Genomic DNA, 20,420 nt, shown 5'->3' with positions numbered 1-20,420 from the left:
CCAGGGGTCTGCGGCCCGGCCGCGTCAACGGGGCCGCAGCGCGGCCACGGCGATGACCGCGGGCAGGGTGATGAGCAGGACGAAGGTGAGCGGCGAGGTGCCCTCGTGCACGACCGGCTGGGGCGGCTTGGCGCGGTACTCCGGATAGGTCACCGGCGAGGCGGACGGCCGCGGGGTGGGTGTGGGCGTCGGGGTCGGACTCGGGGTCGGACTCGGCGTCGGACGCGGACGCGGCGCGGGCGGGGGAGTCGGGGTCGGCCGGGGCGCCGGGGGAGCCGCGACCGGCGGCGGTGGCTCGGGCGGCGTCGGCCGTGGCTTCGGGGGCGGCGTCGGCGAGGGGGTCGGGGTGGGCTTCGGAGGCGGCGGAGGCTTCGGAGGCGGCGGTGAGGGCGTCGGCGTCGGCGTCGGGCACGCCGGGATCGTCGGCCAGGTCAGGCCGCCGCCGTTCCCGGCGACCGCCACCGCGTCCGTGCCGCCCGGTCCGGTGGAGGCGTACGCGCAGGCGTCGGCCACCGCGACACCGGCCGGCGCGCCGACGAGCAGCCAGGCCAGCGTCATCAGCGCCAACCCCCGTGCGGCGAGGGGGCGGAGGGTCGGTTCGGGTCCATGCACGACGAAGATCCTGGGCCCCCGGCCGCCCCGGCACGCCCCGGCCCCCGTCGGATTGCCCCGAAGGAGGGACGGACGGTGAACGGCGGTTTGCCCAGCCCATGTTGGCCTGTAGGCGGATGGGCACACGCGTACGGAGTCACAGGCGCCGGAAAGAAAACCCGGCCGGGGTTGAACACAACCGGCGTCCCCGTGCGTACCCCATGCCGTGCGGCGGCTCAGCAGGGCGCTGCGACACGCTTGTGACTATCGGGGAGTAGACGATGAAGACCTCCTGGCGGAGCGCCTCACTCGTGGCGAGCGCTGCGGCCGTGCTGGCGCTGACGACGGCGTGCGGTCAGGAAGACGGCGGTACGCAGTCGGTCGGCCAGAACGTGAACGCCACGGCCACGGCCCCGGCGGGTGACGACGGCGCGGGCATCGGCACCGGCAACGGCTACGGCGGCGGAACCGAACAGCAGGGCGCGGCCGGGGCCGAGGCGGCCTCCGCGGGCAAGCTGGCGGTGTCCGCCAACGCCGAACTCGGCGAGGTGGTCACGGACAGCGCGGGCCGCACCCTGTACCGCTTCGACGAGGACACCGCCAAGCCGCCCAAGTCCACCTGCGACGGCGACTGCGCCACCACCTGGCCGCCGGTGCTCGCGGACGACGCCACGGCCGGCGCGGGCATCGAGGAGGCGATGCTCGGCGAGGTCACCCGCTCCGACGGCACCAGGCAACTGACCATCGGCGGCTGGCCCGCGTACCGCTTCGCCAAGGACACCAACCCCGGCGACACCAAGGGCCAGGGCGTGAACGGCACGTGGTACGCGCTCGCTCCCGACGGCAAGAAGGCCCAGCTCGCCGATCTGCCCGGACTGTCCACCCGGGAGGACCCCAAGCTCGGCGAGATCGTCATCGACAAGAACGGCATGACGGTCTACCGCTTCATGAAGGACACCCAGTGGCCGATGTCGACCGCGTGCACCGGCGAGTGCCTGGAGAAGTGGCCGGTGGTCGCCCCGGTCGACGCCGAGGACACCAAGGGCATCGACCTCCAGGGCTCCACCCCCAACCGGGGCTATGTGGTCTTCAACCGGCCCGACGGCATCAAGCAGCAGTCCATCGACTGCGTGCCGATCTACACCTTCGCCGGTGACAAGGCCCCCGGCGACACCAACGGCCAGGGCGTGGGCGGCACCTGGTACGCCGTGGCGCCCGACGGGAAGCCGGTCGGCCTCCCCGACAAGTAGGCGGGACGACGCACGGACCCGTCCGCCCCTCCGCGACCGCGCGGAGGGGCGGACCGCTGTGCGTGCCGTGGTTTCGGCGGGTAGCCGAATCGGCACGTGCCGCAGGCAGTGACCGGGAACGGATGGTCAATTTCCGTTTCTGCTCGCTCCATTGGCGGGCGATCAGTAGCCTCAGCTCGAACACCGGATCGCCTAAGCCCTTGGAGAGATAGATGGAGCGTCCCGCCTGGGCCCCACGGAGCATCGACATCTCGGTGCCGAGCGTCGCGCGGATCTACGACTACTACCTGGGCGGTTCGCACAACTTCGAGGTCGACCGGCAAGCGGCCCGCAGGGCCATGGAGTTCATGCCGGGCCTGCCGAAGATCATGCAGGCCAACCGGGCCTTCATGCGCCGCGCGGTACGGTACGCGGTTGCCCAGGGCATCACGCAGTTCCTGGACATCGGCTCCGGCATCCCCACCTTCGGCAACGTCCACGAGGTGGCACGGTCGGCCAGCCCCGGCGCGCATGTCGTGTACGTCGACCACGACCCGGTCGCCGTCGCGCACAGCCAGGCCGTACTCGAGGGGGAGGAGCACACGGACGTCGTCGCCGCCGACCTCCGCAAGCCGCAGGAGATCCTGTCGAGCCCCCAAGTGACCCGACTGATCGACCCGAACCGCCCAGTGGCACTGCTCCTCGTTGCCATACTGCACTTCGTGGAAGACGCGGACGACCCCTACGAGGCGGTGGCCGAGCTGCGTGACGCGTTCGCGCCCGGCAGCCTGCTGATCCTCACGCATGCCTCGTACGAGGGAATCCCCCTTCCGGCGGAGCGGTCCGAGGGCACGGTGGGCGTATACAAGGACATTCGCAACCCGCTGATCATGCGCTCGCGCGACCAGATCGCGCGGTTCTTCGAGGGGTACGACATGGTGGAACCCGGACTGGTGCCGATGCCGCACTGGCGGCCGGACACCGCACCGGAGGACGAGGACCCGTATGCCTTCTCCGGTTTCGCGGGCGTGGGGCGTACAGCGTGAGCGCGGAGCCGGACGGCCCTCAGGACAGACTGCGCCGGTTCGCGACGATCTGGAGCCGGGCGGTGTTCCCGGTGACCTCCACCTCGCTGACCCGGCCGGAGTTCGAGGAGCGGCTGCTGCCGCTGGCGGCGCGGCTCAGCGAGGCGCTGCGGGAGCGGACGTTCCACGCGGAGGCGGGGCGGGCGGTGGGCGCCGGTCTCGTCGACGCGCACTGCACCGACCCGGAGGCGCTCAGCCGCTCCCTCGACTGCGTCGACGCCTATCTGGTGCTGTACTGCGGTGGCGACGACCCGCACGAGGACCTGCGCGCCCGCTCCTCGCGGCTCCAGCACGCGATGGCCGCCGGGTTCGCCCAGGCGCTGCGCGAGCGCACCCTGGCCGAGCAGGAGGCCATCGCCCAGGCCGCGTTGCAGGCACAGGGCGTCGTGGCGCAGGCCCTGCACGCCAGTGAGGCCCGCTTCCGGGCGCTGTTCGAAGGCGCGGCCATAGGCATCGGCATCGCCGACCTCAACGGCACCATCCTGGAGGTCAACGACGCCCTGCTGCGCATGTTCGGCGGCTCCGAACAGGGCATGCGCGCCCGCAACGTGCAGGAGTGGACGCACGTCGAGGACGCGCCCACGGTGTGGCGGCTCTACGAGGAGCTGGTGCGCGGCGAGCGCGAGCACTACCACGTGGAGAAGGCGTTCTACCGCCCCGACGGCACCGTCCTGTGGACCAACCTCACGGTCTCCCTGCTGCGGGACGCGGACGGCAACCCGCAGTACCAGCTCGCCATGATGGAGGACACCACCGAGCGACGGCTGCTCAACCTCCGGCTGCGCTACGAGGCCACCCACGACGCCCTCACCGGGCTGCCCAACCGCACCCTGTTCTTCGAACGCCTGGAGAAGGCGCTCAGTGTGGGCGACGACCAGCGGTTCGGGCTCTGCTACCTCGACCTCGACGGCTTCAAGACCATCAACGACAGCCTCGGCCACGCGGCCGGTGACCGGCTGCTCGTGGAGGTCGCCGACCGGCTCCAGGCCTGCGCGACCGCGCCCGGCGAGATGGTGGCCCGGCTCGGCGGCGACGAGTTCGTGGCGCTGACCTGCGGACCCGACGCCAGCCGTGAGGTCGACGAACTCGCCGCCCGGATCATGAACGCGCTGCTCGCCCCGGTCCGGATCGACGGCCGGGAGCTGACCGTGCGCGGCAGCATCGGCATCGTCGAGGGCCCGGCGGGCGGCCAGCGCAGCCCCGCGGAGGTGCTGCGCAGCGCCGACATCACCATGTACCGGGCCAAGTCGGCGGGCGGCAACCGCTTCGAGCTGGCCGACCCGGAGGCCGACGCCCGCGCCATCACCCGGCACGGTCTGACCACCGCGCTGCCGACCGCGCTGGACCGGGGCGAGTTCTTCATCGAGTACCAGCCGCTGGTCAACCTCGTCGACGGCAGTGTGCGCGGCGCCGAGGCCCTGGTGCGCTGGCTGCACCCGCAGCACGGCGTGCTCGGCCCGGACCGCTTCATCCCGCTCGCCGAGCACACCGGGCTGATCGTGCCGCTGGGCCGCTGGGTCCTTGAGCAGTCGGTACGGCAGGCCCGGGAGTGGCGGGAGCGGTACGACGAGACCACCGCGGGTCCGCTGCGCATCAACGTCAACCTCTCGCCCTGCCAGCTGACCCACCCCGGTCTGGTGCAGGACACGGTGGAGATCCTCCAGGCCGCGGGCGTGGCTCCGGACGCCCTCTGCCTCGAGGTGACCGAGTCCGCGCTCATCGGCGCCGACGACGACCTGCTGAAGCCGCTGCGCCGACTCGCCGAGATGGGCGTCGACATCGCCCTCGACGACTTCGGCACCGGCTACTCCAACCTCGCCAACCTGCGCCGCCTGCCGGTCAGCGTCCTCAAACTCGACCGCTCCTTCACCCAGAGCATGCAGCGCTTCCCCGCCGACCCCGTGGACCTCAAGATCGTCGAAGGCATCGTCTCCCTCGCCCACAGCCTCGACCTCGCCGTCACCGTCGAGGGCGTCGAAACCGGCGCCCAGGCCGAACAACTCCGCATACTCGGCTGCGACACGGCCCAGGGCTGGTACTACGCCCGCCCGGGGCCACCGGACCGCCTCCACGAACTGGCCCTGGTCGACGCGACGGGCTGACCCGTGCCGCGCCCCTTGGCGACAGGGGGCGCGCACAGCATGCCTGAAAGGGGCACGGGGAACCGCGCGACCAGCCCCCACTCACCCGCACCCGCACTCCGCGACGGCGATCAACCCCGTCCCCGGAACCCGGTCACCGCTCCAACAGCATCCGCTGCAACTCCCGCGCGGCCCGCGGCGGCGCCACATCACTCCGATGCGCCAGCGCGATGGTGCGATGAAGCCCAGGCCGCGCCAGCGGAGTAACCCGCAGCCCCCGCCCCGACCGCGCCGCCACCATCCGCGGCACCACGGCCACCCCCAGCCCCGCCCGCACGAACCCCAGCACCGCGTCCATCTCACCCCCCTCCACCGCGAAGTCCGGCTCGAACCCCTCCGCACGGCACGCGGCGACCGTCAGCTCCCGCAGGTCGTAGCCGTGCCGGAACATCACCAGCCGCTCACTCTCCAGATCGGCGATCCGCACCGTCCGCCGCTCACCCCCCGGCCGGGCCGCCTCCGGCGACGACACCACCACCAGGTCCTCCCGCAGCAGTTCCACCGTGGTCAGCGCCGGAGACGGCGTCGGCAGTGGCAGCACCACCAGCGCCAGATCGAGCGCCCCCCGCGCCAGTTCCCGTACCAGGTCGTGCGAGCCCCCCTCCTCGATCAGCAGCCGGATGCCGGGATAGCGGTCATGGAAGGCCCGCAGTACATCCGGCAGCAGCCCGGTGCACAGACTCGGCGTCGCCCCCAGCCGCACCCGCCCCCCACGCAACTGCACCAGCTCCTGCACCTCGAGCCGCGCCGTCTCCGCGTCCGCGAGGATCCGCCGGGCCAGCGGCAGCAGCGCCTCCCCGGCGTCGGTGAGGGTGATGTTCCCGCGGGCGCGCAGGAACAGATCCGCCCCCAGCTCCCGCTCCAGCGCCTTGATCTGCTGGGACAGCGACGGCTGGGCCACATGCACGAGATCCGCGGCACGGGTGAAGTGGCGCGTCTCGGCGACCGCCACGAAGTACTGGAGCTGCTGGAACTGCATGCCCCCAGCATAGGCACACCATAGGCAGTCCCTATCGAATCAAGGTGTTCCATGTCTTGGACCGATGGGGACCTTCGGCCCTAGCGTCTTGACCCATGGCTCTGGCAACGCGGACGGACCGACGGCCGTCCATGGCGCGCACGATGTGGGACAGCTCCGTCGGCAAGAAGACAGTGATGGCGGTCAGTGGACTGATCATGCTGATCTACCTGGTCGTCCATGTGATCGGCAATCTGAAGATCTTCTTCGGACCCGGCGAGTTCAACCACTACGCCCACTGGCTGCGCACCCTCGGCGAACCCTTCCTGCACTACGAGTGGGCGCTCTGGATGATCCGCGTGGTGCTGATCGTGGCCGTCGTCGCGCACGCCGTCTCCGCGTACCAGCTCAGCCGCCGCGACCTCAAGGCGCGCCCCAGCAAGTACGTGCACAGCAAGCCCCGGTCGTCCTACGCCACCCGGACCATGCGCTGGGGCGGCATCATCCTCGGCCTGTTCATCGTCTGGCACATCCTGGACCTGACCACCGGCACCGTGCACACCGGCGGCTTCGAGTCCGGCAAGCCCTACCAGAACGTCGTGGACACCTTCTCCACCTGGTACGGCAACGTCATCTACCTCACCGCGATGCTCGCGCTCGGCCTGCACATCCGGCACGGCTTCTGGAGCGCCGCCCAGACCCTCGGCGTCGGCAGCCGCACCCGCGACCGCGCCCTGAAGACCACCGCCAACGTCCTGGCGCTGACGCTCACGCTGGGCTTCATCGCCGCACCCGTGGGCGTCATGACCGGATTGGTGAGCTGACATGACCGCTGAGTACACGAACTACGCGACGGGCGAGCCGGTCGCCGACAGCAAGGCCCCCGCAGGACCGGTCCACGAGCGCTGGGACAAGCGCCGCTTCGAGGCCAAGCTGGTCAACCCGGCCAACCGGCGCAAGCACACCGTCATCGTCGTCGGCACCGGCCTCGCGGGCGGCTCCGCCGGGGCCACCCTCGCCGAACAGGGCTACCACGTCGTCCAGTTCTGCTACCAGGACTCCCCGCGCCGCGCCCACTCCATCGCCGCGCAAGGAGGGATCAACGCGGCGAAGAACTACCGCAACGACGGCGACTCCGTCCACCGCCTCTTCTACGACACCGTCAAGGGCGGCGACTTCCGGGCCCGCGAGTCCAACGTCCACCGCCTCGCGCAGATCTCCGTCGAGATCATCGACCAGTGCGTGGCGCAGGGCGTGCCGTTCGCCCGCGAGTACGGCGGCCTCCTCGACACCCGCTCCTTCGGCGGCGTCCAGGTCTCCCGTACCTTCTACGCCCGCGGCCAGACGGGCCAGCAACTCCTCCTCGGCGCCTACCAGGCCCTCAGCAGGCAGATCGCCGCGGGCAACGTCGAGATGCACCCCCGCACCGAGATGCTCGACCTGATCGTGGTCGACGGGCGGGCGCGCGGCATCGTCGCCCGGGACCTGATCACCGGCAAGATCGACACCTACTACGCGGACGCCGTCGTCCTCGCCTCCGGCGGCTACGGCAACGTCTTCTACCTGTCGACGAACGCCATGAACTCCAACGCCACCGCCGTCTGGCGGGCGCACCGGCGCGGCGCGTACTTCGGCAACCCCTGCTTCACCCAGATCCACCCCACCTGCATCCCGCGCACCGGGGACCACCAGTCCAAGCTGACCCTGATGAGCGAGTCGCTGCGCAACGACGGCAGGATCTGGGTGCCGAAGGCCAAGGGCGACGACCGCCCGGCGAACCAGATCCCCGAGGACGAACGCGACTACTACCTCGAGCGCGTCTACCCGTCCTTCGGCAACCTGGTCCCGCGCGACATCGCCTCCCGCGCCGCCAAGAACGTCTGCGACGAGGGCAGGGGAGTGGGCCCCGGCGGCCAGGGCGTCTACCTGGACTTCGCGGACGCGATCAGGCGCATGGGCCGCAAGGCCGTCGAGGCCAGGTACGGCAACCTCTTCGACATGTACCAGCGGATCACCGACGAGGATCCGTACCAGGTGCCCATGCGGATCTACCCGGCCGTGCACTACACGATGGGCGGCCTGTGGGTCGACTACGACCTCCAGACCACCGTCCCCGGTCTGTTCGCGATCGGCGAGGCCAACTTCTCCGACCACGGCGCCAACCGGCTCGGCGCGAGCGCCCTGATGCAGGGTCTGGCCGACGGCTACTTCGTGCTGCCCGCCACCCTCAACGACTACCTCGCCCGCACCTCGCACCTGGCGCCCGTCACCGACGAACACCCGGCCGTGCGGGAGGTCCTGGCCGAGACCGAGGACCGGCTCAGCCTGCTCCTGTCCGTCGACGGCGACCGCACCCCCGACTCCTTCCACCGTGAACTCGGCGAGCTGATGTGGGAGTTCTGCGGCATGGCCCGTACCGACTCCGGACTGCGCAAGGCGCTGGAGCGGATCCCGCAGATCCGGGAGGAGTTCTGGCGGCGGATCAAGGTGCCCGGCACCGGCGAGGAGTTCAACCAGTCGCTGGAGAAGGCCAACCGCGTCGTCGACTACCTGGAGCTGGCCGAGCTGATGTGCCTCGACGCGCTGCACCGCGCCGAGTCCTGCGGCGGCCACTTCCGCGAGGAGTCCCAGACCCCCGACGGCGAGGCCGCCCGCGACGACGAGCGGTTCTCCTACGCCGCGGCCTGGGAGTTCACCGGCACCGGCACGGCCCCCGTGCTGCACAGGGAAGACCTTGTCTTCGAGTACGTCCACCCCACCCAGCGGAGCTACGCATGAGGCTCACCCTGCGCGTCTGGCGCCAGCAGAACGCCGACGCCGAAGGCGCCATGTCCACCTACGAGGTGGACGGGATCTCGCGGGACATGTCGTTCCTGGAGATGCTCGACACCCTCAACGAGGAACTCATCCTCAAGGGTGAGGACCCGGTCGCCTTCGACCACGACTGCCGCGAGGGCATCTGCGGCGCCTGCTCCCTGGTGATCAACGGGGACGCGCACGGGCCGGAGCGGACGACGACCTGCCAACTGCACATGCGGTCCTTCGAGGACGGCGACACGATCGACATCGAGCCGTGGCGGGCGTCCGCGTTCCCGGTGATCAAGGACCTGGTGGTGGACCGGTCGGCGTTCGACCGGATCATCCAGGCCGGGGGGTACATCACCGCGCCGACCGGGTCCGCGCCGGAGGCGCACGCCACGCCGGTGCCGAAGCCGGACGCCGACTTCGCGTTCGAACACGCGGAGTGCATCGGGTGCGGGGCGTGCGTGGCGGCCTGCCCCAACGGAGCCGCGATGCTGTTCACCTCCGCCAAGGTCAACCACCTGAACGTGCTGCCGCAGGGCGCGCCCGAGCGGGAGTCGCGGGTGCTTGACATGGTGGCGCGGATGGACGAGGAGGGGTTCGGCGGCTGCACCCTCACCGGGGAGTGCGCGACCGCCTGCCCCAAGGGCATTCCGCTGATGTCCATCACCAGCATGAACAAGGAGTGGCTGCGGGCCACCCGCAAGGCGGGGAAGCGGTAGCGGGCGGTCACCAGACGTTCGCCGGAACGGCGGGCGGGCGGGGCCGGGGTGGTGCTCATCCCCGGCCCCGTCTCGTTTCCGGCGCACGGGCCGCGTCCGCCGTTCAACAGCTTCACATCAGCTCTCCTGGCAGTGGTCACGTACACGCCAACCACCCTCGGGACAACAGGAGCGACGGCACCGCTCGCCGTCTTCGCCCGTGACCAGGAGAAAGCCATGACCGGCGTTTCCACGCTCGACCGTCCCCCGCAGCCCGCGGCCCCCACCCGCTACACCGTCACCCTCGCCCGCGACGAGGCCGACGTACGCGCCGCCCAGCGGCTGCGGCACGACGTCTTCGCCGGGGAGCTGGGTGCGCTGCTCGCCAGCGAGGAGCCCGGGCTCGACGTCGACGCGTTCGACGCCTACTGCGACCACCTGCTCGTCCACGACAACCTGGCCGGACAGGTCGTCGGCACCTACCGGCTGCTGCCGCCCGAGCGGGCGTCGGTCGCCGGGCGGCTGTACTCCGAGGGCGAGTTCGACCTCGGCAACCTGGACCCGATCCGCGGGCAACTCGTCGAGGTCGGCCGCTCCTGCGTCCACCCCGACCACCGCGACGGCACGGTCATCGGCCTGATCTGGGCCGGGATCGCCCGCTACATGACCGACCGCGGCCACGAGTGGCTGGCGGGCTGCTGCTCCGTACCGCTCGCCGACGGCGGCGCCCTCGCCGCCGCCACCCTGGACCGGGTGCGGGCCAAGCACCTGGCGCCCGAGGAGTACCGGGTACGGCCGCTGCTGCCCTGGAGCCCGGACGGCGTGGCCCGGCCCACCGGACGCACCGAGCTGCCGCCGCTGCTGCGCGGCTACCTCCGCCTCGGCGCCTGGGTCTGCGGCGAGCCCGCCCACGACCCGGACTTCGGCGTCGCCGACCTGTACGTGCTGCTGTCCATGCGCCGGGTCAACGAGCGCTATCTGCGGCACTTCCTCTCCCTCGTCCCCTCGGTCTGATGAGCGTCTGGCTGCCCGGCGCGCCCTGCACCCCGCGGGCGTGCGTGGAGCCCGCTCAGCGGGGTGCGGCCGTGGTGCGGGCCGTGCTGCGGCTGACGGCCGTGGCGGTGGTGCTGCTCGCCGGGATCGTGCTGCTGCCGGTCGGCAGGCGCGTCCCGGCCGCGCTGGTGCGCTGGTGGGCGCTGACGGTCGTACGCGCCGCGGGGGTGCGGGTCCGGATGCGCGGCGGCGCCGCCCCGGCGGGCGGGGTGCTGCTGGTCGCCAACCACATCTCCTGGCTGGACATCCCGCTGCTGGCCGCCGTACGCCCCGCGCGGATGATCGCCAAGGTGGAGATACGGCGGTGGCCGGTCGCGGGGGCGCTCGCCGCGCGGGCCGGGGTCGTCTTCATCGAGCGCGACCGGCTGCGCGCCCTCCCGGGCACCGTCGCGCACCTCGCGGGCGCGCTGCGCTCCGGCGCCGCCGTGGGCGTGTTCCCCGAGGGCAGCACCTGGTGCGGGCGCGCGCAGGGGACCTTCCGGCGGGCCGTGTTCCAGGCGGCCCTGGACGCGGGCGTCCCGGTGCAGCCCGTACGGCTGGGCTACCGCCTGGACAGCGGGGCCGCCAGCACGGCCGCCGCCTTCGTCGGGGACGACTCCCTGCTGGCCTCCCTCTGGCGGGTGACGGCCACCCGTGGCCTGGTCGCGGAGGTGGACGTACGGCCCGTGATCCCGCCCGTCACCCACCCGGACCGCCGCGCGCTGGCCCACGCCGCACAGACCGGGTGAGTGAAATATGTGCTTTGAGGTGCTTTTGTCCCGTTTCTGCACCCCTGTGGCGGTGACTCGGAACGCGTCGCACCTCATTCCGGAAGGAGGGTGATGCCAGATGATCACCCGCGAGCAGATCAACAACGTACTGGACCACCCGGTCTACGACGGGGAGGGTCACAAGATCGGTGAGGCCAAGCACGTCTTCTTCGACGACATGTCCGGCCGTCCCGAGTGGGTGACCGTCAAGACCGGGTGGTTCGGCTCCAACGAGTCCTTCGTCCCCATCCGGGACGCGCACCTCGTCGAGGACCGCGTGGAGGTCCCCTACCACAAGGACCAGGTCAAGGAAGCGCCCAACGTGGACGTGGATGCGGGCGGCCACCTGTCGGAGTCGGAGGAGCACCGCCTCTACGACTACTACGGCATCAACTGGGACAGCGTCCTCGACGACGGTGACCAGACCGGGCAGTACGGTCAGACCGGCTACGCCACCGGCACGGCGGGTGCGGCCGACACCGCCGGTACCGCGGGCATGGCCGGTGCCGCGGGCAGGACCGGGCGGTACGCCGACGACGACGCCATGACCCGCTCCGAGGAGCAGATGCACGTCGGCGTCGAACGGCGCGAGGCCGGACGGGCCAGGCTGCGCAAGTACGTCGTCACCGAGGAGGTCGAGACGACCGTGCCGCTCCGGCACGAGGAGGTGCGCGTCGAACGGGAGCCCATCACCGACGCCAACCGCGACGCCGCGCTCTCCGGCCCCGAGATCAGCGAGGCCGAGCACGAGGTCACCCTGCACGAGGAGCGCCCCGTCGTGGAGACCGAGGCGGTACCCGTGGAGCGGGTGCGGATGACCACCGACGAGCGTACCGAGGAGGAGACCGTACGCGGCCGGGTCCGCAAGGAGCACATCGAGGCCGAGGGCGTCGAGCCCGGCGACATCCGGCCGCAGGACGGCTGACCCGTCACGTCGTGGCACCGGGCGGCGGTCGGCGCCGCCCGCGTCAGCCGGGCACCGCACCCGCACGCCGGTGACGCCGAGGCGCTGGCGGACCCGCGCGACTAGAGGGCGTCCGGGTCCGCCAGCAGCGGGCCCAGCGGACCCAGGTCGAGGTTCAGGTCGGCGCGGCTCAGCCCGTGCCGCTCGCACAGTTCGTCCATGCGCCGGTCGAGCATCATCAGGGCGGTGCCGAGCCGTTCCTCCTGCTCGGCGCTGAGCGTCCCCTCGTCGAAGCGGCGCACCGCCTGCCGTTCCATGAGCTGCCGCAACAGCTCCACCACGGTCAGGACGAGCGCCGAGAGGTCGTTCGCCACCCGCTCCGGATCGAGGTCCACGGAGCGGGTGCGCGGCGCGCTCACAGCGGCCCGCTGTCCGGCCAGGGAGCGGGCACCCGCTCGTTGACCGACGACAGCAGGGCGTGCAGCGAGATCCGCACCAGCGGCACGTCCGCGATGGCCAGCACCAGATCCCCGCTGACCACCACCCCGGTCGCCAGCACCCGGTCGAGCAGATCGACCAGCGGCACCCCGACCGGCGCGTACGGCTCCGGCTCCTCCCACGGGACCGGCGCCCGCGTCTGGGACACGGTCATACGCCGACCTCCTGCCGCGACTCGTCCAGGCGGGCGAAGGAGTACGGGATCCACGGCCCCGAAGCGACGACCTCGACGCCCCCGCGCCGCCCCTCGGCGGCGAGTCGCTCCAGGGCGCCGGTGAACGCCGCCCGCTGCCCGTCGTCCACCAGATAGGCGCCGTTCAGCAGTTGCGGTGCGGCGGTGCCGGTCAGCCGCTCGCTCTGCGGCCGGTGCCGGGTCGCGGCCACGGCGTACCGCCTCAGCTCCCGGTCCACGGCCCGCGCCTCGGCCACGGCCCGCTCGCGTTCCTCGTTCCGGGTACGGCGCCGGGCACTGGCCCGGCTCAGGTACGCGCGCCCGTCGACACCGCCGGGCGCGGCCTCGCGCGGTGCCGGATCGGCGGCCGCATGGACCTTCACCGCCCACTCCGTACGGCCATGCAGCCGGTCGAGCAGGGCGGCCAGCTCCGCCTCCCGCTCGGTGACGGCCCGCACGGCCGCGTCCTCGGTGCGATACAGCGTTCCCAGCGGGAGGGGCACGACCGGACCCCACCGGGCCGCCGCCGCCACGGCCCGGTGGTGCGCGCGGGCGACGCCCTCCAACTCCTCCGGCCGGTTGAGCCGTTCCGCGAGCGCGGCCTCGTCGAAGCGGTCCGCGGGCACCTCCTGGACGAGCAGGCGGAGGTCCCCGGCCGCGAGGACCCGCAGCGGGCCGCCGCCGTCGTGGCCGGGCGCGTCGATCGGACCGGTCGCGGACGGCGGGGTGCGGGTGACGGCGAAGGCGCACACCAAGGTCGTGGTCACCGGGACCCCTCCCGCTCGTCGTCCGGGTCCGAGGCGCCCTCCAGTGCCGCGAGGCGCTCCCGCAGCAGGGCGTTCTCCTGGGCGAGCGCGTCCTTCGCGGCCCGGGAGGACAGGGCGGGATCCGTCTCCCACCAGTCGATGCCCGCCTTCCTGGCCGTGTCCACCGACGCGATGAACAGCCGCAGCCGGATGGTGAGCAGCTCGATGTCGAGCAGGTCGATCTTGATGTCACCCGCGATGACGATGCCCTTGTCCAGGACGCGTTCGAGCAGGTCGGCGAGGTTCCCGGTGACGGGCGCGTACGGCTGCGCCTCGTCGGCCGCGGGCGGCCAGGTGCCGACGTCGGTCACGGCGTGCCTCCCGGCCGGTCAGCGACGCGGGCGGCCGGGGCGGTCGCCCTCGTCCTCGTCGTCGTACTCGCCCTCGTCCTCGTCCTCATCCTCGTACTCGTCTTCGCTCTCTTCGTCGTCCTCTTCCTCGCCGTCGTCCTCGGCCTCATCGTCGTACTCGTCCTCTTCGTTCTCTTCGTCTTCTTCGTACTCGTCCTCGACCTCGTCCTCATACGCCTCCTCGTGCGTGCGGACCACCTCGGCGTCGCGGATCTCGCCGCGCCAGCCCTCCACCTCCTCGTCGGCGTGCAGGGTGACGTGCCGGGCGAAGTGCTTGAGGTCCAGGCGCAGTCGGCGGCCCTGGGCGCGCCAGAGGTTGCCGGTCTTCTCGAAGAAGCCCGCCGGGTGGTACTCGACGACCACGACGATCCTGGTGAGGGTGGGCGCCAGCTCATGGAAGGTGACCACGCCCCGGGTGGTGCCCTTGGGGCCCTCGGAGGACCAGGCGATCCGTTCGTCGGGCAACTGCTCCAGCACCGTCGCGCGCCAACCGCGGCTGGACGGGCCGACCTTGATCTTCCAGTCGGACTCCACGTCGTCGGACCGGGTGACGCTGCGGACGCCCTTGGTGAACACGCTGAAGTCCTCGAACCGGGTCCACTGGTCGTACGCGGTGCGCAGCGGCACCCCCACGTCGACGGACTCCATGATGTGCGTGGCCTTGACCCCGCCGCCGCCCCCGTCGCGGCGCCGACCGCCCTTCCCGGCGGCGTCCGTCAGCCGCTCGGTCAGGCGGCCGACCCGCGCGGAGACGTAGCCGCCCAGCGCGCCCTTCAGGTCGTCCACCGCAGAGGAGGTCGCCATCCGGGGTGTCACCTGCCGGAGAGGGCGTCGGTGCGGTCCCGGAGGGAGTCGGCGAGGTCCGCCAGACGGCGGTTCGCGGCGGCGGTGACCGCCGCACGGCCCGCCTGGAACAGCTCGCCGCGCATCTGGTCCGACAACTCCTGGAAGTGCGGCGCCCGTTGCAGGGTCGCCATGCCGTGCCGTCCGGCGAGATACGAGGCGACGGCCAGGGCCAGCCTCGCCTTCCTCGTACGGCCCAGGAGGTAGCCGCCCGCCACGGCCGCCGCGATGGCCACCTTGCTGTCGCTCATGGTTGCCTTCCCTGTCGGTGTCGCTCCAGGAGGGTGAGCAGTCGCTCCTCCTCCCGTTCGAAGGCCGCCTCGTCGATGTCGCCCCGGTCCAGGGCGTCGTTCAGCGCGGCGAGGCGGGCCCGCACGGCTCGTGGATCGTGGGCCTGCCGCCGGGCCTCGGTCACCAGGTGGTCGGCGACCCACAGGGTCCCCCGCACCGGAGCCAGCGGCAGCAGCAGGAGTCCGCTCACCAGTCCCATCGGTCACCGCCCGGCCGGGGCGGCGGGCCGCGTGTCGACGAAGCTGTAGCAGGGCAGGGGCCCGGTGACGCTGAGCGCCAGCCGGTCACCGTGGGCGCGGGCCTGCTCGGCGACCGCGTCCCGGAACCGCCGCTCGTCGGCCGCGCGCAGCAGGAACGACACGCTGAGCACCTGTTCGTCGTCGACCTCGCCCTCCGCCGTGCGCACAGCCAGGGGGACCAGCCGGGCGAGGACCTGCTGGGCGGCGCGGCGCGCCTCGGTGCGCACGGCCCGCGCGATGGCCTCGCCGAGCTGGACGTTCGCCTGGTAGCCGGGGCGCCGCCGGGTGCGCGCGGCCAGGGCGCGCAGGCGCTCGTCCCGGCGCACCAGCTGGGCGAAGCAGCCGGGTACGACGGCGCCCTTGACGTTCATCTCCACACAGCCCCGTACGTCCTCCAGCTGGCGGGTCAGGTCCTGGCGGCCGACGCGCAGTTGGGTGCGCAGGGCGTCGGCGTCGGGGCTGACGACCGCGAACCGCATGGGCAGCACCGGTCCCTGGGCGGCCAGCGCCGCCAGCACCGCCTGATGGGCGGCCAGGTCGCGGCGCCGGGGGCGCAGCCGCTCCGGCGGGTCGGACACCGCCGCGCACAGTCCGGACTCGTGCAGCAGCCGCACCCGCGCTCCGGCAACGCCGGTCGAGCGCGGCGGGCGCACGTCGGCGGGGGCGATGCCGTAGACGTACAGGGTGTCGGACGCGGTGGCGGTGGTCGCGGGCACCGTCATTCCTCCTCGTGGTCGCGGCGGCGGGCGCGCGGGCGGGCCGGGCGGTCGCTCTCCCGGCGCGCGGGGCGCTCGGCGGACGTGCGGCGACGCGGCCGCTCGTCCCTCTCGTCCCGCTCGTCGGTCCCGGGCTCCTCGTCGTCCTCGGGCTCCGGGGTGAGCAGGTCGTGGACCTTCTCCGTCAGCGACCGCCCGGCCCGCTTGACGCCCGCCCGGCCGAGCGTCTTGGTCACCGGTCCGCCGAACAGCTCCGGCACGGTCTTGCTGCGCGCGTCGTGCTCCAGGTCGAGCCGGTTGCAGGCCTCGGCGAAGCGCAGGTAGGTGTCGACGCTGGCGACCACGATCCGGGCGTCGACCTTGAGGATCTCGATGCCGACGAGGGAGACGCGGACGAAGACGTCGATCACCATGCCGCGGTCGAGGATGAGTTCCAGGACGTCGTAAAGGGTTCCGGCGCGGGGCGCGCAGACGACCTCTTCTTCGTAGGTGATCATCGGTGTCCTTCCGGGCTGCCGCTCGGGGCTGCTGTTCATTGGTCCTGGGCCCCTCGCCGGTAGCGTGCGATGCGGCGGTACTGGGTCAGTTCGCCGGTCGCGTCCAGTTCCACCTCGTAGACGGCGAGCAGGCTGGTGGTGTCGGGGATGCGCGCCAGTTCCAGGACGTCGACGTTGACGATCCAGCCGTGGTCCTCGCCACGGCGCACCGCCGAGACGCCTTCCAGCCGGTGCCGGATGAGGCCGCTGAGGCTCTCCGCGGCGCACTCGGCGGCGTCCTGGGCGCCGCGCAGGCCGTTCTTGCGGGTGCGTCCGCGGTCTTGTTCGCCGGTGTGTTCGCGGGCGTGGCCGCGCGTGGGTTCGCGAGTGGTTTCGCGCGTGGGTTCGCGCGTGGTTTCGCGGGCGGGGGAGGAGGCGGGGCCGCGCCGTCGCTCGCCGGATTCCGTCATGCTGCCCACTCTGGTGGCAGGGGGCGGGGCGCGCGTGCGGAGTTGGCCCATCCGGGGGCGAGGGGGGCGGCAGGCCGCTAACCGGAGGTGACCGCCGCCAGTCGCCGGTAGGAGTCCAGCAGGGCCGCGCGGTCGTACGTACTGGTCGTGACCAGCACCTCCTGCGCGCCGGTCTCCTTCAGCACCGTCTCCAGCTCGTGCGCCACCTGCTCCTCGGTGCCCGCGACGTGCCCGGCGAGGCCCTCCTCGTAGAAGCCGCGCTCCTTGGCGGTCATCGTGCGGGACTCGACCCGCTCGGCGGGCGGCAGGGGCGGGAAGGTGCCGTGGGTGCGGGAGTGGGCCATCGACCAGGCCTCGGGGAGCAGCAGCCGCCGGGCCTCCTCGGGGGTGGCGGCGACCGCGATGGTGCCGGAGACCACGACGTACGGTTCGGCCGCCCAGGGGGAGGGGCGGAAGCGGTCGCGGTAGCGGTCGATGCCGCGCCGCATCCGCTCCCCGCTCCGCAGGTCGCCGATCACCATCGGCAGGCCCGCGCGGGCCGCGATGTCGGCGCCCTCGCCCATCGCCAGCACGAACGGCGGCACGGTCAGGCCCTCGGCGGGGCGCGCGTGCACGCCGGCCGGGGAGGTGCCGCGGAACCAGCCGAGGAGTTCGTCGAGCTGGGCGGCGAAGTCCTCGGCGGCGTGCTTGTCCCGGCCGAGCGCCTTGCGCACGCCGTCGGTGAAGCCGACCGAGCGGCCGAGGCCCATGTCGATACGGCCGGGGTACAGGGACTCCAGTACGCCGAACTGCTCGGCGACGACGAGCGGCTGGTGGTTGGGCAGCATGACGCCGCCGGTGCCGACCCGGATGCTGGTGGTCGCCGCGGCCACGGCGGCGGCCAGCACGGTCGGCGCGGAGCCCGCGACGCCGGGCACGCCGTGGTGCTCGGAGACCCAGAAGCGGTGGTAGCCGAGCCGCTCCGCCTCCCGCGCGAGGCGCACGGTGTCACGCAGCGCCTCACCGTCCGGCCGCCCCTCACGGGTGCGGGAACGGTCCAGGACGGAGAAGCGCGTCGACGCGATCAGGGAGCCCACGCAGGGTTCAACGCCTGGCGCGGCGGCGCATTCCCGCGTTGTCTAGGGTGGCCGTGTGACAGCCGACAGCAAGCGCCCCGTGGCCGTGTTCGACCTGGACAACACCCTTGCCGACACCGCGCACCGGCAGCGGTTCCTGGAGCGCGGGCCGCGCGACTGGGACGCGTTCTTCGCGGCGGCGCCGCACGACCCGCCGCTGGCGCGGGGGGTGGCGCTGGCGCTGGAGCACGCCGAGGAGTGCGAGGTCGTCTACCTCACCGGGCGGCCCGAGCGCTGCCGCCGGGACACCCTGGAGTGGCTCGCCGCGCACGGGCTGCCCGAGGGGCGGGTGTACATGCGGCGCGACGACGACCGCAGGCCCGCCCGCCGCACCAAGCTGGAGACGCTGCGCCGCCTGGCCCGCACCCGCGACATCCGGGTCCTGGTCGACGACGACGAACTCGTCTGCGAGGATGCCGAACGCGCGGGCTTCACCGTCGTACGCGCCCGCTGGGCCACCCCGTCCGCCGAGCTGAAGGTGGCCCAGGAGCGGGAGGGCCGCACCTGAGCGGCCCCGGCTCCACGGGCTCGGACGTCAGTCCGTGTCCTCCAGGCGGAAACCGACCTTCATGCTCACCTGCCAGTGCGCGATGTCCCCGTTGTCCAGTTGGCCGCGCACCTCGGTGACCTCGAACCAGTCGAGGTTGCGCAGGGTCTGGGAGGCGCGGGTGATGCCGTTGCGGATGGCCTGGTCCACGCCCTCGGGCGAGGTGCCGACGATGTCCGTGACCCGGTAGGTGTGGTTCGACATGCGGGGGTTCCTTCCGCCGTGGTCGGTGTGTCGTGCGTCACTCCACCGTGCCCCAGGCTGCGACGAAGCGCGAGGTGTCGCTTCCGTCCCTCTTGTCCCGCTTGACCTCCGCATTGGTCCATACCAAAATCCAGCACACCCGTACGAGCCCCTGGCGCTCGTCCCCCCACGTCGGGCCCCCCGCCCCTGTCCACCAGACAGAACAGGACCCCCTCGTGAGACGTCGCCTGCTCGCCTTCGTATGTCTGTCCGCCACCCTGGCCAGCGGCTGCGGGCTGCTGCCGGAGGGCGGCACCGAGCGGCGGACGGTCACCGTGTGGCTGATGAAGGACAGCGCGTCGCAGGAGTTCATCGACCGGTTCACCGAGGAGTTCGAGCGCGAGCACGACGACCTCGACCTCGACATCCGCATCCAGGAGTGGACCGGCATCGGCGAGAAGGTGCACGCCGCCCTCGAGGACGACGCCGCCGACGGCCCCGACGTCATCGAGGTCGGCAACACCCAGGTCTCGCAGTACGTCGACGGCGGCGGCCTGGTCGACCTGACCCTGGAGTCGATGCGGGACTGGGGCATGCGCGACTGGCTGCCCGGCCTCGCCGAGCCCGGCGAGCAGCTGTCCCAGCAGTACGGCATCCCCTGGTATGCCGCCAACCGCGTCGTCATCTACCGCAAGGACCTGTTCGCGCGGGCCGGGATCGAGGAGGTGCCCAGGACCCGTGAGGAGTGGCTGACCGCCACCGAGCAGCTCGACGCGGGCGCTGACCAGGGCATCTACCTCGCCGGACAGGACTGGTACACCCTCGCCGGGTTCATCTGGGACGAGGGCGGCGACCTCGCCAAGGACAGCGGCGGCACCTGGCGGGGCACCCTGGACAGCGCCGCCGCCCTGCGCGGCATGGACTTCTACCAGCAGCTCCAGGCGCTCGGGGAGGGCCCGGTCGACGCCGACGAGGAACACCCGCCGCAGGCCGGGGTGTTCGCCTCCGGCGAGGTCGCGCAGATCGTCGCCGTCCCCGGCACCGCCCGCGCGATCGTCCAGCAGAACCCCGACCTGGAGGACGCGCTCGGCTTCTTCCCGGTCCCCGGCCCGACCGCCGAGAGGCCCGGCGCGGTCTTCACCGGCGGCTCCGACCTCGTCGTACCGAAGAACACCGACCACCGGGACGGCGCGATCGCCGTCGTCTCGGCGCTCGCCGGGGAGAAGTGGAACACCGAGCTGGCCCGCACGATGAACTACGTCCCCAACAAGACCACGCTGGCCAAGGCGGTCGCCGGTGAGGAGGGGGTCGCCGCCATGGCGGCCGGTGCCGCACAGGGCCGGGCGACCCCCGCCACCCCCGAGTGGGCCAACGTCGAGGCGGACAACCCGATCAAGGAGTACATGACCAGGGTCCTCAACGGCGCCGACCCCGCGACGGAGGCCCGCCGCGCCTCACGCCGGATCACCGAGGCGCTGGCGGTCCCCGTCGCCTGAGCGGG

At 72.5% G+C, this 20,420-nt stretch carries 25 protein-coding genes; 11 read left to right on the top strand and 14 right to left on the bottom strand.

Going from position 1 to position 20,420, the window contains the following annotated elements:
• Positions 1-24: 24 nt before the first annotated feature.
• Entirely contained in the window at positions 25-612 is a 588-nt protein-coding gene (locus ACFVQG_RS33115; RefSeq protein WP_383390652.1) for a hypothetical protein, read from the bottom strand.
• A 260-nt stretch (positions 613-872) separates the two neighbouring features.
• On the opposite strand from ACFVQG_RS33115, the gene ACFVQG_RS33110 reads away from it, so the two are divergent.
• The 3 genes from ACFVQG_RS33110 (at position 873) to ACFVQG_RS33100 (ending at position 5,007) form a co-directional block, all read left to right on the top strand.
• Positions 873-1,841, top strand: coding sequence for an SCO0930 family lipoprotein (locus ACFVQG_RS33110; protein ID WP_383390651.1), 969 nt, complete (start codon positions 873-875; stop codon positions 1,839-1,841).
• Between the two features lie 212 nt (positions 1,842-2,053).
• Positions 2,054-2,866, top strand: a complete 813-nt coding sequence (locus tag ACFVQG_RS33105) for an SAM-dependent methyltransferase (protein WP_383390649.1) — start codon at positions 2,054-2,056, stop codon at positions 2,864-2,866.
• Positions 2,863-5,007: a putative bifunctional diguanylate cyclase/phosphodiesterase gene (locus tag ACFVQG_RS33100; RefSeq protein WP_383390647.1), complete on the top strand. Its 2,145-nt coding sequence runs from the start codon at positions 2,863-2,865 to the stop codon at positions 5,005-5,007. Before ACFVQG_RS33105 ends, ACFVQG_RS33100 begins: the two co-directional genes overlap by 4 nt.
• A 133-nt stretch (positions 5,008-5,140) precedes the next feature.
• Here ACFVQG_RS33100 and ACFVQG_RS33095 read toward each other — a convergent pair whose 3' ends face one another.
• Entirely contained in the window at positions 5,141-6,025 is an 885-nt protein-coding gene (locus ACFVQG_RS33095) for a LysR family transcriptional regulator (protein ID WP_383390645.1), read from the bottom strand.
• 131 nt (positions 6,026-6,156) lie between these two features.
• Between ACFVQG_RS33095 and ACFVQG_RS33090 the strand changes: the two genes are divergently transcribed.
• The 6 genes from ACFVQG_RS33090 (at position 6,157) to ACFVQG_RS33065 (ending at position 12,234) form a co-directional block, all read left to right on the top strand.
• Entirely contained in the window at positions 6,157-6,828 is a 672-nt protein-coding gene (locus ACFVQG_RS33090; RefSeq protein WP_383390755.1) for a succinate dehydrogenase, read from the top strand.
• Position 6,829: 1 nt separating this feature from the next.
• Positions 6,830-8,782: a fumarate reductase/succinate dehydrogenase flavoprotein subunit gene (locus ACFVQG_RS33085; RefSeq protein WP_383390643.1), complete on the top strand. Its 1,953-nt coding sequence runs from the start codon at positions 6,830-6,832 to the stop codon at positions 8,780-8,782.
• Positions 8,779-9,528 (top strand): succinate dehydrogenase/fumarate reductase iron-sulfur subunit, encoded by a 750-nt coding sequence (locus tag ACFVQG_RS33080; RefSeq protein ID WP_383390641.1) that lies wholly within the window; start codon positions 8,779-8,781, stop codon positions 9,526-9,528. Before ACFVQG_RS33085 ends, ACFVQG_RS33080 begins: the two co-directional genes overlap by 4 nt.
• A 216-nt stretch (positions 9,529-9,744) precedes the next feature.
• Positions 9,745-10,521 carry a GNAT family N-acetyltransferase gene (locus tag ACFVQG_RS33075; protein WP_383390638.1) on the top strand — a complete coding sequence of 259 codons (777 nt, stop codon included), beginning with the start codon at positions 9,745-9,747 and terminating at the stop codon, positions 10,519-10,521.
• Complete coding sequence (locus ACFVQG_RS33070; RefSeq protein ID WP_383390635.1) at positions 10,521-11,288, top strand: lysophospholipid acyltransferase family protein; 768 nt, start codon at positions 10,521-10,523, stop codon at positions 11,286-11,288. The genes ACFVQG_RS33075 and ACFVQG_RS33070 overlap by 1 nt, the downstream gene beginning before the upstream one ends.
• 100 nt (positions 11,289-11,388) lie before the next feature.
• Positions 11,389-12,234, top strand: coding sequence for a DUF2382 domain-containing protein (locus tag ACFVQG_RS33065; protein ID WP_383390633.1), 846 nt, complete (start codon positions 11,389-11,391; stop codon positions 12,232-12,234).
• Positions 12,235-12,335: 101 nt separating this feature from the next.
• Here ACFVQG_RS33065 and ACFVQG_RS33060 read toward each other — a convergent pair whose 3' ends face one another.
• From ACFVQG_RS33060 to ACFVQG_RS33010, 11 genes are all read right to left on the bottom strand, one after another.
• On the bottom strand, positions 12,336-12,632 hold the full coding sequence (locus ACFVQG_RS33060) for a gas vesicle protein K (protein ID WP_383390631.1): 297 nt from the start codon (positions 12,630-12,632) through the stop codon (positions 12,336-12,338).
• Entirely contained in the window at positions 12,629-12,865 is a 237-nt protein-coding gene (locus ACFVQG_RS33055; RefSeq protein ID WP_383390629.1) for a gas vesicle protein, read from the bottom strand. The genes ACFVQG_RS33060 and ACFVQG_RS33055 overlap by 4 nt, the downstream gene beginning before the upstream one ends.
• Positions 12,862-13,650 (bottom strand): GvpL/GvpF family gas vesicle protein, encoded by a 789-nt coding sequence (locus tag ACFVQG_RS33050; protein ID WP_383390626.1) that lies wholly within the window; start codon positions 13,648-13,650, stop codon positions 12,862-12,864. The genes ACFVQG_RS33055 and ACFVQG_RS33050 overlap by 4 nt, the downstream gene beginning before the upstream one ends.
• Positions 13,647-14,000 carry a gas vesicle protein gene (locus ACFVQG_RS33045; RefSeq protein WP_383390623.1) on the bottom strand — a complete coding sequence of 118 codons (354 nt, stop codon included), beginning with the start codon at positions 13,998-14,000 and terminating at the stop codon, positions 13,647-13,649. Before ACFVQG_RS33045 ends, ACFVQG_RS33050 begins: the two co-directional genes overlap by 4 nt.
• Before the next feature lie 18 nt (positions 14,001-14,018).
• A complete protein-coding gene (locus ACFVQG_RS33040; RefSeq protein ID WP_383390617.1) occupies positions 14,019-14,843 on the bottom strand; it encodes an SRPBCC family protein in 825 nt (274 codons plus the stop codon).
• Between the two features lie 8 nt (positions 14,844-14,851).
• Entirely contained in the window at positions 14,852-15,133 is a 282-nt protein-coding gene (locus ACFVQG_RS33035; RefSeq protein ID WP_383390614.1) for a hypothetical protein, read from the bottom strand.
• Positions 15,130-15,372: a gas vesicle protein GvpG gene (locus ACFVQG_RS33030; protein ID WP_383390612.1), complete on the bottom strand. Its 243-nt coding sequence runs from the start codon at positions 15,370-15,372 to the stop codon at positions 15,130-15,132. The genes ACFVQG_RS33035 and ACFVQG_RS33030 overlap by 4 nt, the downstream gene beginning before the upstream one ends.
• 3 nt (positions 15,373-15,375) lie before the next feature.
• Positions 15,376-16,134 (bottom strand): GvpL/GvpF family gas vesicle protein, encoded by a 759-nt coding sequence (locus ACFVQG_RS33025; protein ID WP_383390611.1) that lies wholly within the window; start codon positions 16,132-16,134, stop codon positions 15,376-15,378.
• The gene (locus tag ACFVQG_RS33020) at positions 16,131-16,625 is read right to left on the bottom strand and encodes a gas vesicle structural protein GvpA (RefSeq protein WP_383390753.1); all 495 of its coding nucleotides are present in this window, start codon (positions 16,623-16,625) and stop codon (positions 16,131-16,133) included. Before ACFVQG_RS33020 ends, ACFVQG_RS33025 begins: the two co-directional genes overlap by 4 nt.
• A 35-nt stretch (positions 16,626-16,660) precedes the next feature.
• Entirely contained in the window at positions 16,661-16,918 is a 258-nt protein-coding gene (locus ACFVQG_RS33015) for a gas vesicle protein (protein WP_383390750.1), read from the bottom strand.
• Between the two features lie 233 nt (positions 16,919-17,151).
• A complete protein-coding gene (locus ACFVQG_RS33010) occupies positions 17,152-18,150 on the bottom strand; it encodes an LLM class flavin-dependent oxidoreductase (RefSeq protein WP_383390609.1) in 999 nt (332 codons plus the stop codon).
• A gap of 55 nt (positions 18,151-18,205) precedes the next feature.
• Here ACFVQG_RS33010 and ACFVQG_RS33005 point away from each other — a divergent pair, with 55 nt between their 5' ends.
• Positions 18,206-18,697 (top strand): hypothetical protein, encoded by a 492-nt coding sequence (locus tag ACFVQG_RS33005; RefSeq protein ID WP_383390606.1) that lies wholly within the window; start codon positions 18,206-18,208, stop codon positions 18,695-18,697.
• 27 nt (positions 18,698-18,724) lie between these two features.
• Here the strand turns inward: ACFVQG_RS33005 and ACFVQG_RS33000 are convergent, their stop codons facing one another.
• Positions 18,725-18,940 carry a dodecin gene (locus tag ACFVQG_RS33000; RefSeq protein WP_383390603.1) on the bottom strand — a complete coding sequence of 72 codons (216 nt, stop codon included), beginning with the start codon at positions 18,938-18,940 and terminating at the stop codon, positions 18,725-18,727.
• 215 nt (positions 18,941-19,155) lie between these two features.
• Between ACFVQG_RS33000 and ACFVQG_RS32995 the strand changes: the two genes are divergently transcribed.
• The gene (locus ACFVQG_RS32995; RefSeq protein ID WP_383390601.1) at positions 19,156-20,415 is read left to right on the top strand and encodes an extracellular solute-binding protein; all 1,260 of its coding nucleotides are present in this window, start codon (positions 19,156-19,158) and stop codon (positions 20,413-20,415) included.
• Positions 20,416-20,420 lie beyond the last annotated feature (5 nt).

It is taken from the genome of Streptomyces sp. NPDC057877 (assembly GCF_042796855.1).
Taxonomy (GTDB): Bacteria; Actinomycetota; Actinomycetes; order Streptomycetales; family Streptomycetaceae; genus Streptomyces.
This window is presented reverse-complemented; position numbering and strand designations above follow the sequence as displayed.

Excerpts from the sequence above, each read along its gene's own strand:
- ACFVQG_RS33110 (WP_383390651.1), top strand. The coding sequence starts at position 873 with ATGAAGACCTCCTGGCGGAGCGCCTCACTCGTGGCGAGCGCTGCGGCC.
- ACFVQG_RS33105 (WP_383390649.1), top strand. The coding sequence starts at position 2,054 with ATGGAGCGTCCCGCCTGGGCCCCACGGAGCATCGACATCTCGGTGCCG.
- ACFVQG_RS33095 (WP_383390645.1), bottom strand. The coding sequence starts at position 6,025 with ATGCAGTTCCAGCAGCTCCAGTACTTCGTGGCGGTCGCCGAGACGCGC.
- ACFVQG_RS33090 (WP_383390755.1), top strand. The coding sequence starts at position 6,157 with ATGGCGCGCACGATGTGGGACAGCTCCGTCGGCAAGAAGACAGTGATG.
- ACFVQG_RS33085 (WP_383390643.1), top strand. The coding sequence starts at position 6,830 with ATGACCGCTGAGTACACGAACTACGCGACGGGCGAGCCGGTCGCCGAC.
- ACFVQG_RS33080 (WP_383390641.1), top strand. The coding sequence starts at position 8,779 with ATGAGGCTCACCCTGCGCGTCTGGCGCCAGCAGAACGCCGACGCCGAA.
- ACFVQG_RS33075 (WP_383390638.1), top strand. The coding sequence starts at position 9,745 with ATGACCGGCGTTTCCACGCTCGACCGTCCCCCGCAGCCCGCGGCCCCC.
- ACFVQG_RS33070 (WP_383390635.1), top strand. The coding sequence starts at position 10,521 with ATGAGCGTCTGGCTGCCCGGCGCGCCCTGCACCCCGCGGGCGTGCGTG.
- ACFVQG_RS33065 (WP_383390633.1), top strand. The coding sequence starts at position 11,389 with ATGATCACCCGCGAGCAGATCAACAACGTACTGGACCACCCGGTCTAC.
- ACFVQG_RS33055 (WP_383390629.1), bottom strand. The coding sequence starts at position 12,865 with ATGACCGTGTCCCAGACGCGGGCGCCGGTCCCGTGGGAGGAGCCGGAG.
- ACFVQG_RS33040 (WP_383390617.1), bottom strand. The coding sequence starts at position 14,843 with ATGGCGACCTCCTCTGCGGTGGACGACCTGAAGGGCGCGCTGGGCGGC.
- ACFVQG_RS33035 (WP_383390614.1), bottom strand. The coding sequence starts at position 15,133 with ATGAGCGACAGCAAGGTGGCCATCGCGGCGGCCGTGGCGGGCGGCTAC.
- ACFVQG_RS33030 (WP_383390612.1), bottom strand. The coding sequence starts at position 15,372 with ATGGGACTGGTGAGCGGACTCCTGCTGCTGCCGCTGGCTCCGGTGCGG.
- ACFVQG_RS33025 (WP_383390611.1), bottom strand. The coding sequence starts at position 16,134 with ATGACGGTGCCCGCGACCACCGCCACCGCGTCCGACACCCTGTACGTC.
- ACFVQG_RS33020 (WP_383390753.1), bottom strand. The coding sequence starts at position 16,625 with ATGATCACCTACGAAGAAGAGGTCGTCTGCGCGCCCCGCGCCGGAACC.
- ACFVQG_RS33000 (WP_383390603.1), bottom strand. The coding sequence starts at position 18,940 with ATGTCGAACCACACCTACCGGGTCACGGACATCGTCGGCACCTCGCCC.